The 16,250-nt window shown below is 68.9% G+C and carries 30 protein-coding genes and 1 tRNA gene; 10 read left to right on the top strand and 21 right to left on the bottom strand.

The window, feature by feature from the left end; translation table 11 throughout:
* Positions 1 to 93: 93 nt before the first annotated feature.
* Positions 94 to 333, bottom strand: coding sequence for a hypothetical protein (locus CA983_RS02985; RefSeq protein ID WP_086599300.1), 240 nt, complete (start codon positions 331 to 333; stop codon positions 94 to 96).
* Positions 334 to 652: 319 nt separating this feature from the next.
* On the opposite strand from CA983_RS02985, the gene CA983_RS02980 reads away from it, so the two are divergent.
* The 3 genes from CA983_RS02980 to CA983_RS02970 all read left to right on the top strand — a co-directional run bounded on the left by CA983_RS02980 (position 653) and on the right by CA983_RS02970 (position 2,278).
* Positions 653 to 892, top strand: a complete 240-nt coding sequence (locus CA983_RS02980) for a helix-turn-helix transcriptional regulator (protein ID WP_158101823.1) — start codon at positions 653 to 655, stop codon at positions 890 to 892.
* A gap of 633 nt (positions 893 to 1,525) precedes the next feature.
* Positions 1,526 to 1,786, top strand: coding sequence for a winged helix-turn-helix domain-containing protein (locus tag CA983_RS02975; RefSeq protein WP_086599305.1), 261 nt, complete (start codon positions 1,526 to 1,528; stop codon positions 1,784 to 1,786).
* 312 nt (positions 1,787 to 2,098) lie between these two features.
* The gene (locus CA983_RS02970) at positions 2,099 to 2,278 is read left to right on the top strand and encodes a hypothetical protein (RefSeq protein WP_086599298.1); all 180 of its coding nucleotides are present in this window, start codon (positions 2,099 to 2,101) and stop codon (positions 2,276 to 2,278) included.
* A 62-nt stretch (positions 2,279 to 2,340) separates the two neighbouring features.
* Here the strand turns inward: CA983_RS02970 and CA983_RS02965 are convergent, their stop codons facing one another.
* The gene (locus CA983_RS02965; protein WP_086599297.1) at positions 2,341 to 2,613 is read right to left on the bottom strand and encodes a hypothetical protein; all 273 of its coding nucleotides are present in this window, start codon (positions 2,611 to 2,613) and stop codon (positions 2,341 to 2,343) included.
* Between the two features lie 46 nt (positions 2,614 to 2,659).
* Complete coding sequence (locus CA983_RS02960) at positions 2,660 to 3,076, bottom strand: hypothetical protein (RefSeq protein ID WP_086599296.1); 417 nt, start codon at positions 3,074 to 3,076, stop codon at positions 2,660 to 2,662.
* 121 nt (positions 3,077 to 3,197) lie between these two features.
* On the opposite strand from CA983_RS02960, the gene CA983_RS45720 reads away from it, so the two are divergent.
* Together CA983_RS45720 and CA983_RS02955 are read left to right on the top strand one after the other, a co-directional pair.
* Complete coding sequence (locus CA983_RS45720) at positions 3,198 to 3,395, top strand: hypothetical protein (RefSeq protein ID WP_143645439.1); 198 nt, start codon at positions 3,198 to 3,200, stop codon at positions 3,393 to 3,395.
* Positions 3,396 to 3,404: 9 nt separating this feature from the next.
* Entirely contained in the window at positions 3,405 to 3,608 is a 204-nt protein-coding gene (locus CA983_RS02955; protein WP_086599295.1) for a hypothetical protein, read from the top strand.
* Here the strand turns inward: CA983_RS02955 and CA983_RS02950 are convergent.
* The 6 genes from CA983_RS02950 to CA983_RS02930 form a co-directional block, all read right to left on the bottom strand.
* The gene (locus tag CA983_RS02950) at positions 3,605 to 3,991 is read right to left on the bottom strand and encodes a hypothetical protein (protein ID WP_086599294.1); all 387 of its coding nucleotides are present in this window, start codon (positions 3,989 to 3,991) and stop codon (positions 3,605 to 3,607) included. The genes CA983_RS02955 and CA983_RS02950 overlap by 4 nt on opposite strands.
* On the bottom strand, positions 3,988 to 4,182 hold the full coding sequence (locus CA983_RS02945; protein ID WP_086599293.1) for a hypothetical protein: 195 nt from the start codon (positions 4,180 to 4,182) through the stop codon (positions 3,988 to 3,990). The genes CA983_RS02950 and CA983_RS02945 overlap by 4 nt, the downstream gene beginning before the upstream one ends.
* Entirely contained in the window at positions 4,179 to 4,532 is a 354-nt protein-coding gene (locus CA983_RS02940) for a hypothetical protein (protein WP_086599292.1), read from the bottom strand. The genes CA983_RS02945 and CA983_RS02940 overlap by 4 nt, the downstream gene beginning before the upstream one ends.
* Before the next feature lie 96 nt (positions 4,533 to 4,628).
* Positions 4,629 to 4,850: a hypothetical protein gene (locus tag CA983_RS02935; RefSeq protein ID WP_086599291.1), complete on the bottom strand. Its 222-nt coding sequence runs from the start codon at positions 4,848 to 4,850 to the stop codon at positions 4,629 to 4,631.
* Between the two features lie 37 nt (positions 4,851 to 4,887).
* Positions 4,888 to 5,022 (bottom strand): hypothetical protein, encoded by a 135-nt coding sequence (locus tag CA983_RS48835; protein ID WP_279628408.1) that lies wholly within the window; start codon positions 5,020 to 5,022, stop codon positions 4,888 to 4,890.
* A gap of 58 nt (positions 5,023 to 5,080) precedes the next feature.
* Positions 5,081 to 5,302: a LexA family protein gene (locus tag CA983_RS02930; protein ID WP_086599290.1), complete on the bottom strand. Its 222-nt coding sequence runs from the start codon at positions 5,300 to 5,302 to the stop codon at positions 5,081 to 5,083.
* 45 nt (positions 5,303 to 5,347) lie between these two features.
* On the opposite strand from CA983_RS02930, the gene CA983_RS02925 reads away from it, so the two are divergent.
* Complete coding sequence (locus tag CA983_RS02925; protein ID WP_086599289.1) at positions 5,348 to 5,686, top strand: DUF6233 domain-containing protein; 339 nt, start codon at positions 5,348 to 5,350, stop codon at positions 5,684 to 5,686.
* A 23-nt stretch (positions 5,687 to 5,709) separates the two neighbouring features.
* On the opposite strand, the gene ku is transcribed toward CA983_RS02925, so the two are convergent.
* Positions 5,710 to 6,603, bottom strand: a complete 894-nt coding sequence (gene ku / locus CA983_RS02920; RefSeq protein ID WP_086599288.1) for a non-homologous end joining protein Ku — start codon at positions 6,601 to 6,603, stop codon at positions 5,710 to 5,712.
* A gap of 102 nt (positions 6,604 to 6,705) precedes the next feature.
* Here ku and CA983_RS02915 point away from each other — a divergent pair, with 102 nt between their 5' ends.
* Positions 6,706 to 6,921 carry a hypothetical protein gene (locus CA983_RS02915; protein ID WP_086599287.1) on the top strand — a complete coding sequence of 72 codons (216 nt, stop codon included), beginning with the start codon at positions 6,706 to 6,708 and terminating at the stop codon, positions 6,919 to 6,921.
* Between the two features lie 43 nt (positions 6,922 to 6,964).
* On the opposite strand, the gene CA983_RS46105 is transcribed toward CA983_RS02915, so the two are convergent.
* Positions 6,965 to 7,132 carry a hypothetical protein gene (locus tag CA983_RS46105; protein WP_158101822.1) on the bottom strand — a complete coding sequence of 56 codons (168 nt, stop codon included), beginning with the start codon at positions 7,130 to 7,132 and terminating at the stop codon, positions 6,965 to 6,967.
* Positions 7,133 to 7,226: 94 nt separating this feature from the next.
* Positions 7,227 to 7,358: a hypothetical protein gene (locus CA983_RS48830; protein WP_279628407.1), complete on the bottom strand. Its 132-nt coding sequence runs from the start codon at positions 7,356 to 7,358 to the stop codon at positions 7,227 to 7,229.
* 74 nt (positions 7,359 to 7,432) lie between these two features.
* Here CA983_RS48830 and CA983_RS02910 point away from each other — a divergent pair, with 74 nt between their 5' ends.
* Positions 7,433 to 7,789, top strand: coding sequence for a hypothetical protein (locus CA983_RS02910; protein WP_086599286.1), 357 nt, complete (start codon positions 7,433 to 7,435; stop codon positions 7,787 to 7,789).
* A gap of 64 nt (positions 7,790 to 7,853) precedes the next feature.
* On the opposite strand, the gene CA983_RS02905 is transcribed toward CA983_RS02910, so the two are convergent.
* The 3 genes from CA983_RS02905 to CA983_RS02900 form a co-directional block, all read right to left on the bottom strand.
* The gene (locus CA983_RS02905) at positions 7,854 to 9,476 is read right to left on the bottom strand and encodes a TROVE domain-containing protein (RefSeq protein ID WP_086599285.1); all 1,623 of its coding nucleotides are present in this window, start codon (positions 9,474 to 9,476) and stop codon (positions 7,854 to 7,856) included.
* Between the two features lie 102 nt (positions 9,477 to 9,578).
* Positions 9,579 to 9,641: transfer RNA gene (locus tag CA983_RS46100), tRNA-Ser, on the bottom strand.
* Between the two features lie 387 nt (positions 9,642 to 10,028).
* Positions 10,029 to 10,865 (bottom strand): recombinase family protein, encoded by an 837-nt coding sequence (locus tag CA983_RS02900; protein WP_244206599.1) that lies wholly within the window; start codon positions 10,863 to 10,865, stop codon positions 10,029 to 10,031.
* 141 nt (positions 10,866 to 11,006) lie between these two features.
* On the opposite strand from CA983_RS02900, the gene CA983_RS02895 reads away from it, so the two are divergent.
* Both CA983_RS02895 and CA983_RS02890 read left to right on the top strand, forming a co-directional pair.
* Complete coding sequence (locus CA983_RS02895; RefSeq protein ID WP_086599284.1) at positions 11,007 to 11,729, top strand: TIGR02391 family protein; 723 nt, start codon at positions 11,007 to 11,009, stop codon at positions 11,727 to 11,729.
* A gap of 145 nt (positions 11,730 to 11,874) precedes the next feature.
* Entirely contained in the window at positions 11,875 to 12,498 is a 624-nt protein-coding gene (locus tag CA983_RS02890; protein WP_143645438.1) for a hypothetical protein, read from the top strand.
* Between the two features lie 246 nt (positions 12,499 to 12,744).
* On the opposite strand, the gene CA983_RS02885 is transcribed toward CA983_RS02890, so the two are convergent.
* Genes CA983_RS02885 through CA983_RS02860 form a run of 6 tightly spaced genes read right to left on the bottom strand, consistent with a single transcriptional unit; the run spans position 12,745 to position 16,244 of the window.
* Entirely contained in the window at positions 12,745 to 13,467 is a 723-nt protein-coding gene (locus CA983_RS02885) for a collagen-like domain-containing protein (RefSeq protein WP_086599282.1), read from the bottom strand.
* Positions 13,464 to 13,814, bottom strand: coding sequence for a hypothetical protein (locus CA983_RS02880; RefSeq protein WP_086599281.1), 351 nt, complete (start codon positions 13,812 to 13,814; stop codon positions 13,464 to 13,466). The genes CA983_RS02885 and CA983_RS02880 overlap by 4 nt, the downstream gene beginning before the upstream one ends.
* 13 nt (positions 13,815 to 13,827) lie before the next feature.
* On the bottom strand, positions 13,828 to 14,175 hold the full coding sequence (locus tag CA983_RS02875) for a hypothetical protein (RefSeq protein WP_086599280.1): 348 nt from the start codon (positions 14,173 to 14,175) through the stop codon (positions 13,828 to 13,830).
* 12 nt (positions 14,176 to 14,187) lie between these two features.
* Positions 14,188 to 14,529, bottom strand: a complete 342-nt coding sequence (locus CA983_RS02870) for a hypothetical protein (protein ID WP_086599279.1) — start codon at positions 14,527 to 14,529, stop codon at positions 14,188 to 14,190.
* Positions 14,526 to 15,575, bottom strand: a complete 1,050-nt coding sequence (locus CA983_RS47550) for an N-acetylmuramoyl-L-alanine amidase (RefSeq protein WP_244206597.1) — start codon at positions 15,573 to 15,575, stop codon at positions 14,526 to 14,528. Before CA983_RS47550 ends, CA983_RS02870 begins: the two co-directional genes overlap by 4 nt.
* A 45-nt stretch (positions 15,576 to 15,620) precedes the next feature.
* Positions 15,621 to 16,244, bottom strand: a complete 624-nt coding sequence (locus tag CA983_RS02860; RefSeq protein WP_086599278.1) for a hypothetical protein — start codon at positions 16,242 to 16,244, stop codon at positions 15,621 to 15,623.
* Positions 16,245 to 16,250: the final 6 nt, after the last annotated feature.

Below are 16,250 nucleotides of genomic sequence, written 5' to 3'. Positions count from 1 at the left end.
CTACCCCTCCCCGACCGCTCCCCATAGCCCTCCGCTCCCCAGATCCTCCCCGAGATCTCACCCCTCGTGAGCCACCGGAGCTGCGATGACGCCCTACATGTCGCACTCGCCGATGTGCCCCGGCTCGTACTCCCTCCCCGCCCGGGCAGCGGCCTCACGCCTTATGTCCTCCATGGCGATGACGCAGTCCTCGCAGGCGCGCACCTCATGCCGGCCGGCGCCGCGGGGATGGAGGACCTTGACGAGGGTGGTGAGGATGGGGCCTTGCTCGGGATGACGGAAGCAGGTGCCGTCGCCCCACTCGTACAGATCGAGGATCTGTTGCCGCTCCATCGTTTCTCCTAGGTCGGGCCGGCGGGGTGTGGGTGGGGGGTGTGGCCCTGGTTCCCGTGTTGCCCGACTGAATGCGCAGGTGGGGTGCGGTTCACCCATTCAGGTGAACACACATTCGATTTGTGCACAGTACAGCGAGCCCTGCGGCATATGCCATACGGCCGCAGGGCTGGTGTGCGGGGTGTGACATCCACCCCGAAAGCCCTTCACGTCTGCTCTACGGAGCCGAGCCCCTCGTCCGTCGCAGCATGCTGAAGATCACAGAAAGCCTGCTGTCACCAGGCTGACTAATGATCACGCCGGTCAGAGCGTTTGTCGAGTGCCCCGCGACCTCCCCGACGAAGATGACTGGCTGCTACACGAGCGACGCCGCATCGGCCGGCGGATCAGGGACGCACGCTTAGACCACAACCTGACGCAGGAGCAGGTCTTCCTTGCCGTCCCGATGAACCGGAAGTTTTACCAGGAGATCGAGGCCGGGCAGGCTAACCCCTCGCTGGAGACGCTGCTGAGGATCTCGCGGGTCATCGGGGTGACCATCTCCGACCTCCTTCAGTGAGCGACGCTGGGCGGAGCGTCATCAGTGAACATCCGGGATGCGGCTGAATGGAAGCGCTCGCTGTATATATCTATGACCAAAACCAGCACACGGGATGTGAAAGCGTCACGGCCTGCTGAGGCTCTGGCCTGGGCTTAGGCTGCCTGGCCGTCTGAGCTCCCCTACGGCTGCAGCGGTGCCCGCACCTCGTGAGCGGCACGGCCGGCCCGGGCCCGGGGCGCAGATCCACGTTGCCGTCGCAGTGGCCGCACTCTCCGATCCGGCACGGCCCGCAGATCGTGCGCTCGTCGGCCTGGCGCGGCTTCATAGGACGCCTCGCAGTCCGACGGGGGATTCGGCGGGGCACACGTAGACGGGGCCTATGGTGTGGCCGCTGGGTGAGAGCCGGTCGCCGATGCGTAGGGGTTCGTGGTCGCTGCTGCCGCATGGGCATGCTGGTTCTTGGGGTGTTGTGTCTCTACCCTCGTCCACGTCGACGCTCCCGAGGTGTCGGCCATGCCCCCGGGCCGTGACCGCGGTCGCGGGGGTCCTGCAATTTCACGGTACCGCTTCATGCTGCTCTATACCGCTACATGGAGCAGCATGGCGCTACCTGGGGGCGCGTGGCGCGCTGTGGCTCCCTACGTTCCACTCATGGGTGATGATCAGCGTCCGGTGGATCCGTCCCGGCCGGTGTATGTGTGGAAGCAGGCCGCGGACCACATCGCGGCCCGGATCGCTTCGGGTGAACTCCGCCCGGGTGCGCGGCTGGAGGGCGAGCGGGAGCTCGCCGAGCAGCTCGGAGTCGCCGTCGGCACCGTGCGGCGCGCGGTGGAGGACCTGCGGGAGCGGGGCCTGGTCGTGACCCTGCCAGCGAAGGGCACGTACATTGCGGAGCAGTCGCCGGATTCATAGCCCGCTGTCAGCGACAGTCGGAGCACGGCTCATAGCCGCAGAGACTGTGGTCGCGCCGGACAGCCCTGTCGATGGCGGGCGGGACGGAGTGGTCAACGGCGCGAGCGGTGGCATAGCAGCCATCGCCGCAGAACGGCTCTATGTCCGGCGAGGGGCTCCACACAGTGGGAGGCTCGTTCCAGATAGCGAGGCCGCACAGCGCGCAGTTCAGGGGCGGTCGGGTCATCGTCTGCTCCGTTCGTCGGGGGCTTCACCAGGGACAGACGACGCAACTCGTAGCCCGCTGTCAGACCCGGCCGTTACGATCTCGTCATGCCGTCCTCTCCCCTGCCTTCGGGCTCGCCGCGGTCTGCTGAGGCCGTGAACGAGGAGATCCGTGCCCTGATGGCGGAGACCGGGACGTGGCTGTGGGGGCCGACGCGGGAACGCTACGAGCAGCTGCGGGACGAGTGGGTGGCAGCGGTGCGCGGGGAGATCACCACAGCGGCGTAGGCTGACACGGCGATGCCCCGGCTGCTTCCTTCAGCCGGGGCATCGTGTTGCGTGGGCTGCTATCAATCCATGGGTTCCCAGCGCCCCGTGAACCTGTCGAGTCGAGTCCAGGACCCATCCTCGTGCCGACGTGCCACGGCATCGTGATTGCCGTTCCTGCTCCCTTCGTTCCAGACGGCCACGCCGCCAGGGACATTCAGCTCGTCGAGGAAGGCGCGGGCCTCGCGGAACGTCGTGGACTTCTGCTCGCGGCCAGCGAAACGGCGACCGTCACGGGTCACGGTCTCGGTCGCGTAGTAGACCCTCTTGGCGTTCCAGGGAATGCGGGTGGTCATTGGTTGCCCTCTCTCAGGGTGCGGTTTGGACTTGCAGACGGCCGGGTCACGCAGCGAGGTCAGGGCGCTTCTCTAGCGCAGCGGCGATGGTGGCGGCCTCGGCAGGATTGGTGTCGCGGAGGAAGCGGAGCATCACGGTCTCGGTGTGGCTGATGGTCCAGCCGTTGGCCTTCGCGATCTCGTCGGCCTTGGCCTCGAAGGCGGCGACGACGTCCCCGTCCGACGCCTCTTCGCTCTCACCCTCGACGGCCTCCTCGACGGGAGCGAGAGCAAGGATGGCGGCCTCAACGTCGCCCTTACTGGCGTGCATACCGAGCCAGTCGCCGTTGTTCCAGATGTGGTAGGCGGACATGGACCGCTCGACCGTGTAGGTCGTGCCGTTGATTGCGATCTCCCACCGGTTGGCGTCGGCGTAGGGCCGCCCGAGTCGGTTGGTCTTGTCGATCCACTCAATGGCAACCATTTCCGTCTCCCCTGCTAGTCGGTTGTTTCTGTACCTACAGAATGCTCTCGCGACGAACCCTTGTCAAGCGATCCAGCGAGATGGATGCTAGTTTCTGTACCTACAGACCCGAGGGGGAGGCATGCCCAGGCCAGCTACCGGCAAGACGCCACTGCGGAACGTCCGCGTGCCCGACGAACTCTGGGCCGCTGCCATGGCGGAGGCGAAGGAGGAGGGGCGGTCGCTCACCGACGTCATCGTCAGCGACCTGCACCGCTACGTGAACCGGCGCCGACGTGAGCGGGGAGCGATGGACGGGGAGCAAGACAGTGCCACGTAGGATCCCGCCGTGAGCGACATAGAGTTCCCCGACACCCTGCTGGACCTGGAACGCGCCGCCTGGGAGGAGCATCAGGCCGGGCGGCTCACCGTCGCCACCGCCAACGCCGTACAGGACGCCATCACCGCGCACGCCAAGGCGACCGGGCTCGACCGGTACACGGTGGAGATGGCGCTGAAGAAGGCCGTCAGGCACGCGGAGGCGGAGGGCTAGAGGGCGCGCCAACTCTCCGGGTAGTGCGGGCGTTCACGCCGGATCTCCTGCCACGCCTCGTCCAGCTCGGCAGTCCGCCGCTCCTCCGCAGCCCGAACCTCCGCCCGCTCGCGCGCCAGAGCATCCCGCTCCTCGACAGTCAGCGGCGCGGCACGATGCTTGTACAGGTAGGCGCCGTCGTCTGCACGGCGCGGCCAGCCGTCCTGCCGCAGCGGCTCGTACTCCGCCTTCTGGATCGGCGACGGCTCCACCCGGCCATTGGGAAACAGTTCACTGATCGGCGGGGCGATCGGGATCAGGTAGAGCGGCGGCGGCGTGTCGTCGGGGATCGCGTAGGTGCGACCGTCGGCGGGGCCTCCCACGAACCTGATCTCGATACTCACGGCTGGTCTCCTCGGCGTCGCATGCGGCGGGCGTCGGCGGTCATCCCCAGCGCTTCAGCCTCGCCCGGGTCGTCGATCCGACGGCCAGGACTCAGGATCACCAACTGCTCGCCCGGGCGCGGGCGGTACTCGGGGATGTGGCCGCCCGTAGCGTGATGGGGGAACAAGCGGCGCAGTAGACGGCGGATCACGGCGCTTCACATTCGTGTATGCGCATGGCGAGCATCCCGGACCAAGTGCGGATCTCGGTCGTCGCGCCCGCGCAGTTCTTCGTAAGGCAGACCGTCCGAGCGGGGCGGATCGGCTTCTCCGGCTCGATGATGCCCAGCTCGCGCTCCAGGCGGGCGATCTTCGCGTAGTCCGGGCGCTGCGGTACCGGCGTCGGGCGGCGCCAGTCGTGCGCGATCGCGTTCCAGATGGGCATCGGCCAGCGCAGCCACCACGGGGCACCCGGCTCGCCACCCACAACCCCGCACACGATCGCGTACCCGGTTAGCGCGGCCACCCAGATCGGCAGCAGGAACGCCCCGAGTCCGTCCACGGCCCCTCCTTAGCAGCAAGCCCCGCCTCGGTGCATCACGCCGCGGCGGGGCCAGAGCAAACCCGACTGACTGCTCGTCGGGATGATGCGACCAGCCTACGCCGGGCCACTGACAGCGCCGGGGCGTCGCGTCGACAGGACGTAGGTGCCGGACCCGAAGCCCTGCGAGGCGGCCCTCTGCGTATTCTCGCGGAGCTGGCCGATCGACTCACTGACCGCTCGTAGCGCGGGCGGCATCGAGATCACGGGAGCCGACGGGCGGTGCCGGTCGAGCTGCTTCAGGGCGCGGTCTGCGTTCGGGTACGAGCGGTATGCCATCGGCGTCTCCTCTGCTCAACGCCAGCATGGCAGAGGGTCACTGCCCGTCAGGCCAGCTCGTCAACACCGTGCCGGTCTCCTCGTCGACGAGGGTGATACGAGCCTCGGGCAGGACGCCATGCTTGCCGATCCAGTCACGGAACTGGCTGCGGGCCGGGCCTCGCTCCCCCACCAGCCGTTCATGACCGGGCGGCCGGCCGAGGTGAGGGTGAGGTGATAGCGCTCCGGATTCATGCGAGCCGGATCCCTCGCGGCCGGTGCGGCTCCCGCACGATCGCGCCCTTCGTCTCCAACTCCTGCAGCTGGTAGTGCACGGTCGATGGGGCGACGCCTACCGCGGCGGCGATCTCGGCGACGGTAGGGGCGTCGCCCTGGTCGGCGATGGCCATGCGGATGCAGCGCAGGATCTGCTCCTGCCTGTCGGTGAGGTACTCGACCCGGTGTCTGACCATGACCCGATGGGATCACGTGTTCGATTTTTGATGCAAGCTGGAGAGGTGAACGACCTGCCGCCCGACCTGCCACGCCTCCGCACCCTGGAGACGTTCCTCGCGCTCCTCCTCGACGAGGTACGCCGGGCCATCGCGGCAGCCGAGCAGCGGGAAGCGGAGCGGCAGCGGGGCATTGAGGCCCGGCCACCGGACCCGGACTGGCTGATCGAGCTCGGCCTCAACCGCGACAGCCCGCCGGTGCAGCTGCATTGCGGTGACTGTTGGAACGCCGGGAAGCGCACCCGGGGCATTCGGCGAGACGAGGCGCTGCGGGCGCTCGCCGACGGGGTGAAGGCCTGCGGGGCGTGCCGGCCGGACAGCGAGCTGGGATTCCTGGACGGGTGAGACGAGACGGCTCGCCGTCGGCGTCAGGCGCTCTTCGACTTCCGGGCCGGCTTCTTCGCTGCCGCCTTCTTGGCCGGCTGCTTCTTCGCCGCCGCCTTCTTCTTCGGCATCTCGTGCACGTCGGCGTCCTCGCCGCGGGAGGCGCGGGCCTGCTGCACGGACTCGTTCAGCGCGGCCATCAGGTCGACGATCTGGCCCGGCTTGGCCTCCGGCTCCTCCATGTGTGGCGGCTCACGGTGCTCCCGCTTCGCATCCAGCAGCTGCGCGATCGCCTCGGTGTAGGAGTCCTGGAACTCCTCACCTTCGAGATCGTCGCTGGTCATGGAATCCATGAGGGCGAGCGCGCTGTCGATCTCCTCGTCGGTCACCTCTACGGGCGGCGGCAGTAGCTCGGAGGGGTCGCGGATCTCGTCGGGCCAGCGCATCGCGTGCAGGACGATCACATCGTCCCGCACCCGCAGAAGGCCCAGCCTCTCCCGGCCGGACCAGGCGTACTTCGCCACAGCGACCTTCGACGATCGGGCGAGCGCCTCCCGCAGCAGCTTGTACGGCTTCGCCGCGACCTGCCCGGACGGCGCCAGGTAGTAGCCCTCGCCGATCCGGATCGGGTCGACTGACTCCAGCGGCACGAACGCCTCGATCTCGATCGCCTTCGCCGTAGGCAGCGGCAGGTCCCGCAGCTCGTCGTCAGAGATGGGGATGACCTGCGTCTTGCTCAGCTCGTAGCCCTTGCCGATCTCGTCGTTCGTGACCTCGCGGTCCTCGACCTCGCAGTACTTCCGCACCCGCACGCGGCCCATGTCTTCCAGGTGGTACTGGTGGAACCGGAAGCTGTGGTCCTCGGTCGCGGACTGGACGTTGATCGGCACGGTGACGAGGCCGAAGCTGATCGCGCCGCTCCACACGGTTCGGGGCATGGTTGACCTCCGCAGTAGCCCCGAGCAGCACCAGCCTACGAGCGGCACGCGGCTGGCGCAGCACACCGTGCACCCCACCCGGCACGGATGCAGGCTGGGGCCATGGCCTCCGATCGCCCCGTCGTCGTGTACCCGCCCGATGAGGACGGCGGCCGGCGGGTGCGCATCAGGGGCGAGATCTTCGGGCGCGCGTACAGCCTGACCGACGTCGCCGAGTTCCTGCGCCGGGCCGGGGTCGAGGAGGCCAACGACGTGTACGTGCGGCGGTCCGGGCTCATCGAATGGCGCGGCGGCGGGTTCGAGGTGTGGGAACACTGAAGCGCCCGCCCCCGGTGAAGGGGGCGGGCGCTCAGATTGAGGGCTAGGCGCGCTGCCGGCGGCCGTCGACCACGAGGGCCACGGTGCCGGCGGCGAGCGCGGCCCAGATTGCCCACAGCCACCAGTACGTGCCGACGCCGATGGTGATGGCGATGGCGGCGACCAAGCTGGACAGGGTGCTGACGATGAGGGCCTTCACGGATGTCCGCACCTGTTTCCTCCTCTGCTTGTGTGGAGTGGTGCTGGGCTGGGATCCTGGGGAGCGGGCCCCGGAGTTGGTGTAAGCATCTCCGGGGCCCTTCGTTTCACCCCTTGCGGTGTCGGCCCTTCGGCTTGCGCTTCCGGTCCTTCCACACGATGACCATCGACACGGTGTTGACCACGAAGGTCGCCGCTCCGATCACCAGGGTGATCTCCCCGATATTCAGTTGTTTCACCTCCCTTCTCTCTAGGAGGTGGCTACAGCCTAACACGGTTGTGTAGCGTTCGCAACACGTGTAGCGTAGAGGTCATGAAGAAGCTGCGTATCACCATCGGCGACCCCGACGGCAACACCGACACCGCCACCGGCCTCACCCCCGACCTCGGCAACGCCCTCCTCGACGGCATCCGCGGCGACCGCCACGTCCAGGCACCCCAGCAGGCGACCACCTTCAACGACCTCACCGAGACCCTCGCCCAGACCTCCCACCTCATCCAGCACCTGGAAAACTTCCGCAAGGAGACCATCGCCGCCGCCGACCGAGCCGGGGGTCCACACGCCGACCGCAAAGCCATCGGCATCGCCGCCGGTATGCCCCGCTCCCGCCTCTACCGCATCCTCGACGAATACGGCCGCCCCCGAGACCGCAAGCAGGCCAGCGAATAGACACGGCAGCGCCCGCCGAGACGGGGGATGCTCGGCGGGCGCTACGGCCAGTGTGGCACGGACGTCAGGCGGCGGGAGCCCCTTCCCACGGCCAGCGCGCGTCACGGCCCCGCTCCAACAGCGGGATCATGCGGAACGCCTGGTCCGTGAGACCGCCGAAGGTGTGCCGGTTTCGCCCGCCAGACGGCGCGTGCCCCGCCTGGTAGCCCGCGAGGTTCCAGGTGTACATCGGCACCTCGGCAGGAACCGCGCGAGTCACCTCCCCATAGTCGTGGCCGGCCTGCTCGTCGGTGACGATGACTACTCGGTCGTGGCCGTTGAACTCCTGCAGCAGCGCCAGCGCCGTGTCGGTGCCGCCGCCCAGGAACCAGCCGCCGTCCTTCCACCGGCTCACCGCGCGCAGCAGGGACTCGCCGCGCTGCAGCGGGAACGTCTTCGTGTTCGCACCCGGGTTGTCGCCCCAGTAGCGGCGGGTCGAGGAGAAGGAGACGACGTCCCCGCTCTGGCAGCGCTGCCCGAGCGCGATCCCGAAGAGGGCCGCAGCGTCCCACCGCATGAGCGTGCCATCCCGGGAGAAACCCTCGTTCATCGAGGAGGACGTGTCGACGAGGATCAGCGTCCGCCCCGACAGCGTGGGGATGTTGGCGAGGGACGCGGTGAGCGCCTTCTCAAGGGCGTGGCCCCAGCGCAGCGACGGCGCGGCACGGTAGGCGGAGTAGAAGCGCATGGGCAGCTGACGCGACCGGGCAACCTGCTGCGGGTCGGCAAGCTTCCTGACCAAGGTCTCGGCGACCTCGTCGGAGACGCCGGCCTCGTCGAAGTTCCGCAGGTTCCGTAGCAGAGCCATGTACCCCATGGACGGGATGATGGCCTCCCACGCCTCCTTGTCCATCGGCCCCTGCAGCCAGCCGGCGAGGGCCTCCCAGGTCATGCCGGCGTGCTGCAGGAAGTCCGCGGCGTCCGAACGCTGCAGCAGGTCGCGACGCTTCTGCACATCCCACTTGGAGATCGCGGCGCGGGTGTGGAGCAGTTGCAGCGACTCGGGGATCGGCTTGTCGCGCTTGTGGCGGCGGTCGATGGCGTGCTCGAACAGGTCGCCCTGCCAGAGTGCGGCCGGTGCGGGGTGGACCAGTTCGATGACGTCGCCGAACCGGTAGCCCTTGGAGTCGGTGTCGTACTTGAGCAGGGCCCGCTCGTTGTAGAGGTGGCCGACGGCGTCCTCGATGCCGCGCTTCATCGGCTTGGGGATGGCCCGCCCGTAGCGGGCCGTCCAGTAGGCGAGCAACTCGCCGGGCTCGTCGGCGCGCTGGAGGACGGAGGCGATGATCTGTCGGGAGTGGCCGGGCGCTTGGGCGTCGAGGCGGGCCCGTGTGAACTCGGCGGCGCCGACGATGGCTGCGGTGCGCATGTTGCCGTAGCCTCGCAGCCAGCCGAGCAGGCCGGCGGTCCACTCGGGGTCTTCGACGGCGAGTTGTCGGATGAGCGCGGTGTAGCGGTCGTCGCGCTGGCCGCCGGTCTCGTAGAAGGTGTCCTGGCCGACCATGTTGGTGACGGCGAGGAGGAACAGTTCGGAGCGCTCATCGCGGAGGTGCCCTGCGCCGCCTTCGTGGGTGCGGGTCTGCTCCCCGGTCGACTTCACGGGCGAGGAGACGGACGGGCGGGTGCTGCGGGTGTTGAAACGGCTCACAAAAAAGCCCCTCACATGGAGGGGAGGTCCAGCAGTGGGGTGCCCGAGATCGAGTCGGCTGGGGAAACGTAGCGCTCTGGGCCGCTGAGCTACCGACGCTGCTGCGCCGGACGGGATTCGAACCCGCGTCTCTCTCTTAGCAGGAGAAGTATCCCCGACCTGCGCACCGGGCACCCCCGATGCTGTGCCTCCCGAGATCAAGGACGGCCGCGGCGGCACTTTTCCAAAGAAGTAGCCGAGGCCTGCGCACCGGGAGGTGCATGAAGTTGTGTTGGTACGACTGTAGCCCACGTGGCTGACAACGCCCCATGAATACACGTACCGTGTCGAGGCGGCCTGCCTCGTTCGCAGCGACCCCTTCGGGGGCGTGGGGATTACCCCGCTGGCGGGCCGCACCTACTTGGGGAGGCGCCATGAGCGACGACACGGGCTGGGGCTAGACCCCGGACAGCACAACGCCCCCGCAACCGGATGGCTGCGGGGGCGTCATCGTGATTCGCGGCCGGGTCCCAAGGAGGCGCTGGCCGCGCTCTGGCGAGCATGGGCCGGAGCTCAGCGCTGAGCAAGGAGGCGTGCCGCGCGCTCGCGGCGCTGGAGTTCCTTGCGTTCGGCGCGGGCCTTGGCGGACTGCTGCCGCGCTTTCTCCCGGGCTTCCGGGGAGAGCAGCCGCTGCACGGTGGTCGGGTGCCACTTCCCGCCGCGCTTGGAGGGCATGTCGTCGCGGGAGTTGGCCCGGGCGCAGATGGCCCGGACGCTCAGGCCCTCCTCGTCGCGCCAGCGCTCCATCGTCTCGGCGATCTCGTTCTCGCGCTCGTCGTCGCTGAGTTCACTATCGACGACCCGCTGCCCGAACCGGGGAGCACCGTAGGCGTACCCGCCGCGCTCCCCCTTGGCCGCGCGGCCCTCTGTGAGCCGCTTGATGATGAGCCCGCGGTCGAGCTGGTGGAAGACACCGCGCATCTGCCGCATGGCCGTGCGCATCGGGTCGGACGCGTCGTCCTCCAGGTGCTCTCCGTGGTCGGCGGTGAACGCGCGCGCTCCGAGGGCCCAGACGTAGGACAGCACGGCCTCCTGCACGGTGAGCTCACGGGCGAGCCGGTCCAAGTTCGGCGCCAGGATCCCGTCCGCCTTGCCCTCAGCGATCCACTCCACGGCCTCCATGAGCCCGGGCCGTTCGTCGAGCAGGCTCGTACCAGACTTCCCGCCCTTACCGTCTCCGTCCGTGACCATGTGGACGATCCGGATGCGCGGGCCCGTCTGAGCCTTCGCCCACCTCCGGCAGTCCGCCTCCTGCGCATCGAGCCCGTACCCGTCGGCAGCCTGCCCGGCGGTGGACACACGGCGCACGAGCACCAGACGGAGAGCAGCGGTTCGAGGAGTCGTCGTCATGGCTTCACTGTACACATCTATGGACATAGATGTTACACAGCAGGTCAGGGCGCGATATGGCATGTTATCGAGAGCTGACGCCCCTGCCGGGACGTGACAACAGGGGGTCGAGCCATGGCGATGCCCTGCTAGCGTCCGGGCATGAGGATGACCTACTCCGGGCCGGTGCCGACAGAGCAGATCCGTGAACTCCCCACGCCTGAACTGGCCATGACCCTGCTCCGGTCATTCGGGGCAGGCAACACCATCAATGCCAACAACATGTTTCGAGGCGCTGAGCAGGCCTTCCAGAGCAACGGCGAGCGAGACGTCGACGTGCTGCTCTCACGGCTCTCCGACGCGTGGGCATGGCTAGTCGCCCGCGGGCTGATTGGCCCTCACCCCAAGCAGACCGACTCCAGCTGGAAGCGGGTCACCAGTCTCGGCAGAGAGATCGCTGAAGATCCGAACGGGCAGGCGAAGCTCTGGGCGGCCGACCGCCTCGCAGGCACACTCGATCCCGCGCTTGAGGAGAAGGTGCGCCCGATCTTCAACCTGGGTGACTACGAGACCGCTTGCTTCGCCGCGATGAAGGCCGTCGAAGTAGAGGTTCGTGCGGCAGCGGGCTTGGACTCGTCGGTGCTCGGCGTAGACCTCATGCGTCAGGCGTTGAAGCCGGGCGGCCCGTTGGCCGACCAGGGGGCGCACGGCGGCGAAGTCGTTGCCATCATGGAGCTGTTCGCCGGGGCTATCGGCGCCTTCAAGAACCCGTCCAGCCACCGCACTGTGCACTTCGATGACCCGGTTGAGGCGGCCGAGGTCGTGCAACTTGCGGATCTCCTGCTGCGCCTCCTCCGGCGAGCTCAGCAACGCAACACGCCGTAACTCACAACGCCGAAGCGCCCCCACTCCCCTGCCGCTCATGCGGCAGAGGTGCGGGGGCGTCTCCGTGTCACGACCCGGTGACGGACGGGTATCTGTAGCGCACATGTGGTCTACGGTGTTCCGACGTTCAACCTTGGGGGGATTCATGCGCGCACGCGCTACCGCAGCCACGGCTGCCCTGCTCCTGGCCGCACTCACCGCATGCGGCGGTGGGGGCGACGGCGGCGACAAGACTGCGGCGAGTAAGCCGCCGACCACGGCCACGCCCAGCGAGGAGCCCACGCCCGGGCAGGTGGAGAAGGGGATGAAGCTCGGCGAGTCGGCGCAGACTACCGGCGACGGTGGCACGGGCGTCCTACAGATCACCCCGGACACGGTCGTCTTCACGAAGGAAGGCGGCGGGGAGACGGCGGAGAACGGCATGTTCGTCGTCGTCACGATGAAGGACAAGGCGATGACCGCGGTCGCGGCGGACGAGCCGGCCCCGATCGGCGGCGGGGGCTGGAAGTGGATGGCTCCGGACGGGGAGATGCTCGACACCCAGGGTGGGAACGCGTTCAACGTCACGATGGGCAAGTACAACAACGCCGACCCCGTGCAGCCGGGTGCCTGGCAGTGGCGGTCGCAGGTGTTCGATCTGACGCCGGCGCAGGCGAAGGGCGGCACGCTCATCTATATCGACGGCGAGGAGAAGGCACACCGCTGGGAGATGCCGTCGGCTAACAGCGGCCCGAACGTGGCCGAGGTGAAGAAGCAGCTTGAGTTCTGAGCACGACGAAGCGCCCCGCTCCCCCGGCCGCGATGCGGCAGGGAGGGCGGGGCGCAGTGGTTCACACGGGTTCGTCAGGCGCGTACCCGTCGGGCAGATCAGGGTAGTCGGGTTCGAGGAACGGTTGCTGGGCTGGTGCGGGAACGGGTGGCGGCTCTTCCCGCCCGAGCTGCACCAGCGACCGCACGTCGGCCGCCGTGTCATCGCGGCGCGGCCGGAGGGGAATCGGATCAGGCACGGGGCCTCCTACGGGTATTGGCGGCGGTACGGATCCATGCCCGCGGCGAGCGGTCCGGGCAGGCCGGGGTCGTCGTCTCCGCCGGTCTGTCGGCAGGTGTAGTGGCTGGAGCCGTCGCTGTCGGGTGTGCACTCGTAGGTGGCGCCCCGGTAGGTGAACGTCCAGCCGGATGGTGCGGGACCGGCGGGCCCCTGTTCCCCTGGCTCGCCCTTCTCGCCGCGCTCGCCCTGCGGTCCGGGCTCGCCCTGTGGCCCTGCTGGTCCGGCCGGCCCGGCTGGTCCTGCGGCGCCGGCTTCTCCGTTGGTGCCGGGGCTGCCAGCGGGCCCGGGCTCGCCGGGTTCGCCTGGGGCGCCGGTTGCTGAGGCGCCGTCCTCCCCGTCGCTGCCCGGCTTGCCTGGTGATCCGCTGGGCCCGGGCGCGCCCGATGGGCCTGGACGTCCTGGTTCGCCGGACTCGCCGGGTTGCCCCGGCTGCCCGGGCGGTCCGGTCACCGATGCGCCCGGCTCCCCCCGTGAGCCGGGTGGGCCTGCGACGGGTGTGCCGCCGAGGCGTTCCACTTGGTTGGCGAGGGCGTCGCGGGCGTGGTTGGCGGTGCGCAGGTCGTTCGATAGCAGCACGACTTGGATGGCGAGCCAGCCGAGGAAGGCGACGACGAGGAGGGCGGTGAGGCCGATCAGCCATTCGGCGCGGGGCAGCCGCAGGGGGCGGCGCTTCTTGCGGAGGCCGGTCACTTCGCCACCACCGCCCAGATCGCGACAGCCGCTGCCAGCAACCCCATGAGAACGGGCACGAGCATCTGGTAGAGGCGGGCCTGCCGTTCACGTTCCCGCCGGTCCCGCTCATCACGTTGGTACTGCTCGAACGCGTTCTCGAGCGCTTCGTTGGCGTCTTTGGCCTTCTGAAGCTCCTGGCCGAGCTGGTTGATGCGCTGGTCGGTGTAGGCGGACTGGAGGGCGTACACCTCGGTGGAGACGACCTTGTCCAAGCGCTGGTTGATGCCTTGCCCCATGGCCTGGATCTCTTGGCGCAGGGCTGTGACCGCGCGCCCGAGTTCGCCGACGCTCAGCTCGTCGGGCACGTGTTACTCCGCTTCAGACGCCCCGCGGACCGGCGGGCGGGTTGGTCGGGGATACCTGGCCGCGGGTGAGCAGGCCGAGGCTGGCGAGGACGACGGCGTTCAGCGCGCCGATCTTCTCCGGGCCCAACTCCAGCCCGTAGGCGGCCAGCAGTGCGGCGACCGCGGCGACGAGGCCAGTGAACGCGGACGGCGCGATCGGCCGGGTGACGGCGGCGGTGGCCGCGGCGAACACGGCGGAGATGACGGCGACGATCGCGCCGGCCTGCTCGGCGGAGAGGCCGAACTGAAAGGTGACCAGCAGCGACAGGCCGGCCGAGACGGTTGCGATGATGAGAGCAGGCTCTCTGCCGAACAGCTTCATGGGCTTCTTCTCTCAGACGGGCTGCGCGAGTGAGCGGCAGCCGATGACGGTCCCGCTGGAGTTGCGGACCTCGCGGTAGGGGACGAGCAGGTCGCTGCGCCGGTCGGCGAGCGCGAGGGCGACGACGAGGGAGACGATGTACTGGTAGCCGTCGCGCTTCGGCGGAAGGTTCTGGGCGTGCCCGAACTCGACCAGTTCGAAGGCGATGCCGCCGCCGAGTTCGATCGTGGCCAGCCGCGCGGGTACGGGCTCGGGCTCGATGACCTCGCGCAGGTGCGGCTCCAGGTCGTCGATGCCGTCCTCGCGTTCGGCCCAGTACAGGCGGATCGGGTGCGGAGTGAGGTTGAGGATCACTCGGCGAGCCTTTCGGCGAGCTTGACGGCGACCTTCTCCGCGATCTGCTCGGCGAGCGCCGGGTTCGACGCGACCGCGGACGCGAGGGTGGCGATGTCCGCATCGGACAGGTCGACTGCGCCCACGGCACCTTCGAGGTTCCGGACGCGGGCGAGGGTCTCGCGGACGCCCTCAACGGTGGTCTGGACGGCGTACTTCGCCGTCCACGTGTCGTTATCGATGGTCTTCCCGTCGGCCGCGAAGTAGTCGGGATTGTTGTACGGCGGCCGGGCGGCCGGGATCTCGTCGGCCCACCAGATGCGCCGCAGGTCGCTGTTCTCCAGTACGCCGCCGCCCGCGATGAGCTTCGCCACCACGGCGTCGGCCACCTTGCGGACGTCGCTGTCGGTCAGGGCCATGTCGTCGTCGTTTCCTTCCCACTGTCCCGCCGGGAGTGCCAGGCATGCGGCCAGGTCGCGGCGGAAGTCGGTCATGTCGATGCCGCGGGGGTCGACCTTCCAGTCGGACCACTCCAGGTGGCCGATGCCGGACTTCTCGCCCCAGCCGTGGACGCGGCAGATCGCGGCGGTTGCCTTGACCATGGCCACGTACTGGACGCGGGGCCACGGGTCGCGCCCGTCGCCCTTGTTCTCGCACTCCCAGCCGTAGAAGCGGGCGTTACCGTCGACCGCACCGGGTGAGCCGTCGTGTTTCTGCGTGGCGGGCGGGCGGTCGCCGTAGGACTCGCCGATGACGGCGTCCAGGACGCGGCCGTCGCCCCCGCCGGCGTGGTTGGCCCGGCCGTTGCCGGTGAGGTGGACGACGCCGTCCTTGGTGATGCAGCCGGTGGAGAGCGGGCCGGGCAGGGCGCTGTGGCCGTCGTAGATGAGGTTGACGACATCCGTGCCCGGTCCGGTGACGGTGTGGTGGATCAGCACGCCGTGGACCGGGCCCCACGCACCCCGATGGTTGCGATTGTGGGTGCGCCAGCTGCGGACCTCGTGGACGGTCACGCCCTCGGCGCGGAGAGCCTCCACCAGTTTCGAAGCGGACATGGGTGTGGCCATGAGGCCTCCAGGCGTGAAAGGCCCCGGTCCGGGGCGCGGGCGGGTCTACAGGCTGACGGTGACGCCGTTGAAGCCGATCCACGGCGGCCTGACGGAGGAGGAAAAGCCGAAAACCTCGAGGTAGCCGTCGACCCTGACGTCGAGCTTGAGGGCGATGCGGTCGCTGCTCACGTCGGAGCAGGGAATGAGCACGGTGCGAAGCGTCGCGGGCCTCGCAGCGGACGGCAGGGCGGTGTTGTTGACGACGTAGCTGCCTGCGGGCGAGGTCGGGTACGAAGCGCGGGCGAGCGCCCCCCGGAACTGGAGGCTCTCCTCGCCGGAGATGTTGAGGATCCGGTACTGGAGGCTGCCGTTGTTGTTGCCGTTCTGCGTCCACGGCGACTCGGGCGTGATGGTCTTCCAGGTGGATTGGCCCACCGACACGGCGACCCAGGCGGAACCGTCCCACAGGTCGAGCCGGTTGACGTCCTGCAGCCACGTCAGCATGCCCTCCACTGGGCCCCCCGAGGCGCCGGCGAGGGTCGCGCCTCGTGTGAAGGCGGAGGCGAAGCGCAGGATGCTGCGCTGGGCGATCGCGTTGACGATGTCCTTGGCGAGCTTCTCCGCGTTGGGCGCGTCGGTCTTGGACGCGATCTGTACGCCCTGCCCGTAGTCGTCCTGTGTGGGCACGGGGCC

Source organism: Streptomyces swartbergensis (assembly GCF_002148965.1).
GTDB classification, from domain to species: Bacteria; Actinomycetota; Actinomycetes; order Streptomycetales; family Streptomycetaceae; genus Streptomyces; species Streptomyces swartbergensis.
Note: the sequence above shows the minus strand (reverse complement) of the source record. Positions and strands in the feature narration are given on the sequence as shown.

Bases quoted from the DNA above. Each gene is read 5' to 3' on its own strand.
- CA983_RS02985 (WP_086599300.1), bottom strand. From the start codon at position 333: ATGGAGCGGCAACAGATCCTCGATCTGTACGAGTGGGGCGACGGCACC.
- CA983_RS02975 (WP_086599305.1), top strand. From the start codon at position 1,526: ATGGGTGATGATCAGCGTCCGGTGGATCCGTCCCGGCCGGTGTATGTG.
- CA983_RS02970 (WP_086599298.1), top strand. From the start codon at position 2,099: ATGCCGTCCTCTCCCCTGCCTTCGGGCTCGCCGCGGTCTGCTGAGGCC.
- CA983_RS02965 (WP_086599297.1), bottom strand. From the start codon at position 2,613: ATGACCACCCGCATTCCCTGGAACGCCAAGAGGGTCTACTACGCGACC.
- CA983_RS02960 (WP_086599296.1), bottom strand. From the start codon at position 3,076: ATGGTTGCCATTGAGTGGATCGACAAGACCAACCGACTCGGGCGGCCC.
- CA983_RS45720 (WP_143645439.1), top strand. From the start codon at position 3,198: ATGCCCAGGCCAGCTACCGGCAAGACGCCACTGCGGAACGTCCGCGTG.
- CA983_RS02935 (WP_086599291.1), bottom strand. From the start codon at position 4,850: ATGGCATACCGCTCGTACCCGAACGCAGACCGCGCCCTGAAGCAGCTC.
- CA983_RS02930 (WP_086599290.1), bottom strand. From the start codon at position 5,302: ATGGTCAGACACCGGGTCGAGTACCTCACCGACAGGCAGGAGCAGATC.
- ku (WP_086599288.1), bottom strand. From the start codon at position 6,603: ATGCCCCGAACCGTGTGGAGCGGCGCGATCAGCTTCGGCCTCGTCACC.
- CA983_RS02915 (WP_086599287.1), top strand. From the start codon at position 6,706: ATGGCCTCCGATCGCCCCGTCGTCGTGTACCCGCCCGATGAGGACGGC.
- CA983_RS02910 (WP_086599286.1), top strand. From the start codon at position 7,433: ATGAAGAAGCTGCGTATCACCATCGGCGACCCCGACGGCAACACCGAC.
- CA983_RS02900 (WP_244206599.1), bottom strand. From the start codon at position 10,865: ATGACGACGACTCCTCGAACCGCTGCTCTCCGTCTGGTGCTCGTGCGC.
- CA983_RS02895 (WP_086599284.1), top strand. From the start codon at position 11,007: ATGAGGATGACCTACTCCGGGCCGGTGCCGACAGAGCAGATCCGTGAA.
- CA983_RS02890 (WP_143645438.1), top strand. From the start codon at position 11,875: ATGCGCGCACGCGCTACCGCAGCCACGGCTGCCCTGCTCCTGGCCGCA.
- CA983_RS02875 (WP_086599280.1), bottom strand. From the start codon at position 14,175: ATGAAGCTGTTCGGCAGAGAGCCTGCTCTCATCATCGCAACCGTCTCG.
- CA983_RS47550 (WP_244206597.1), bottom strand. From the start codon at position 15,575: ATGGCCACACCCATGTCCGCTTCGAAACTGGTGGAGGCTCTCCGCGCC.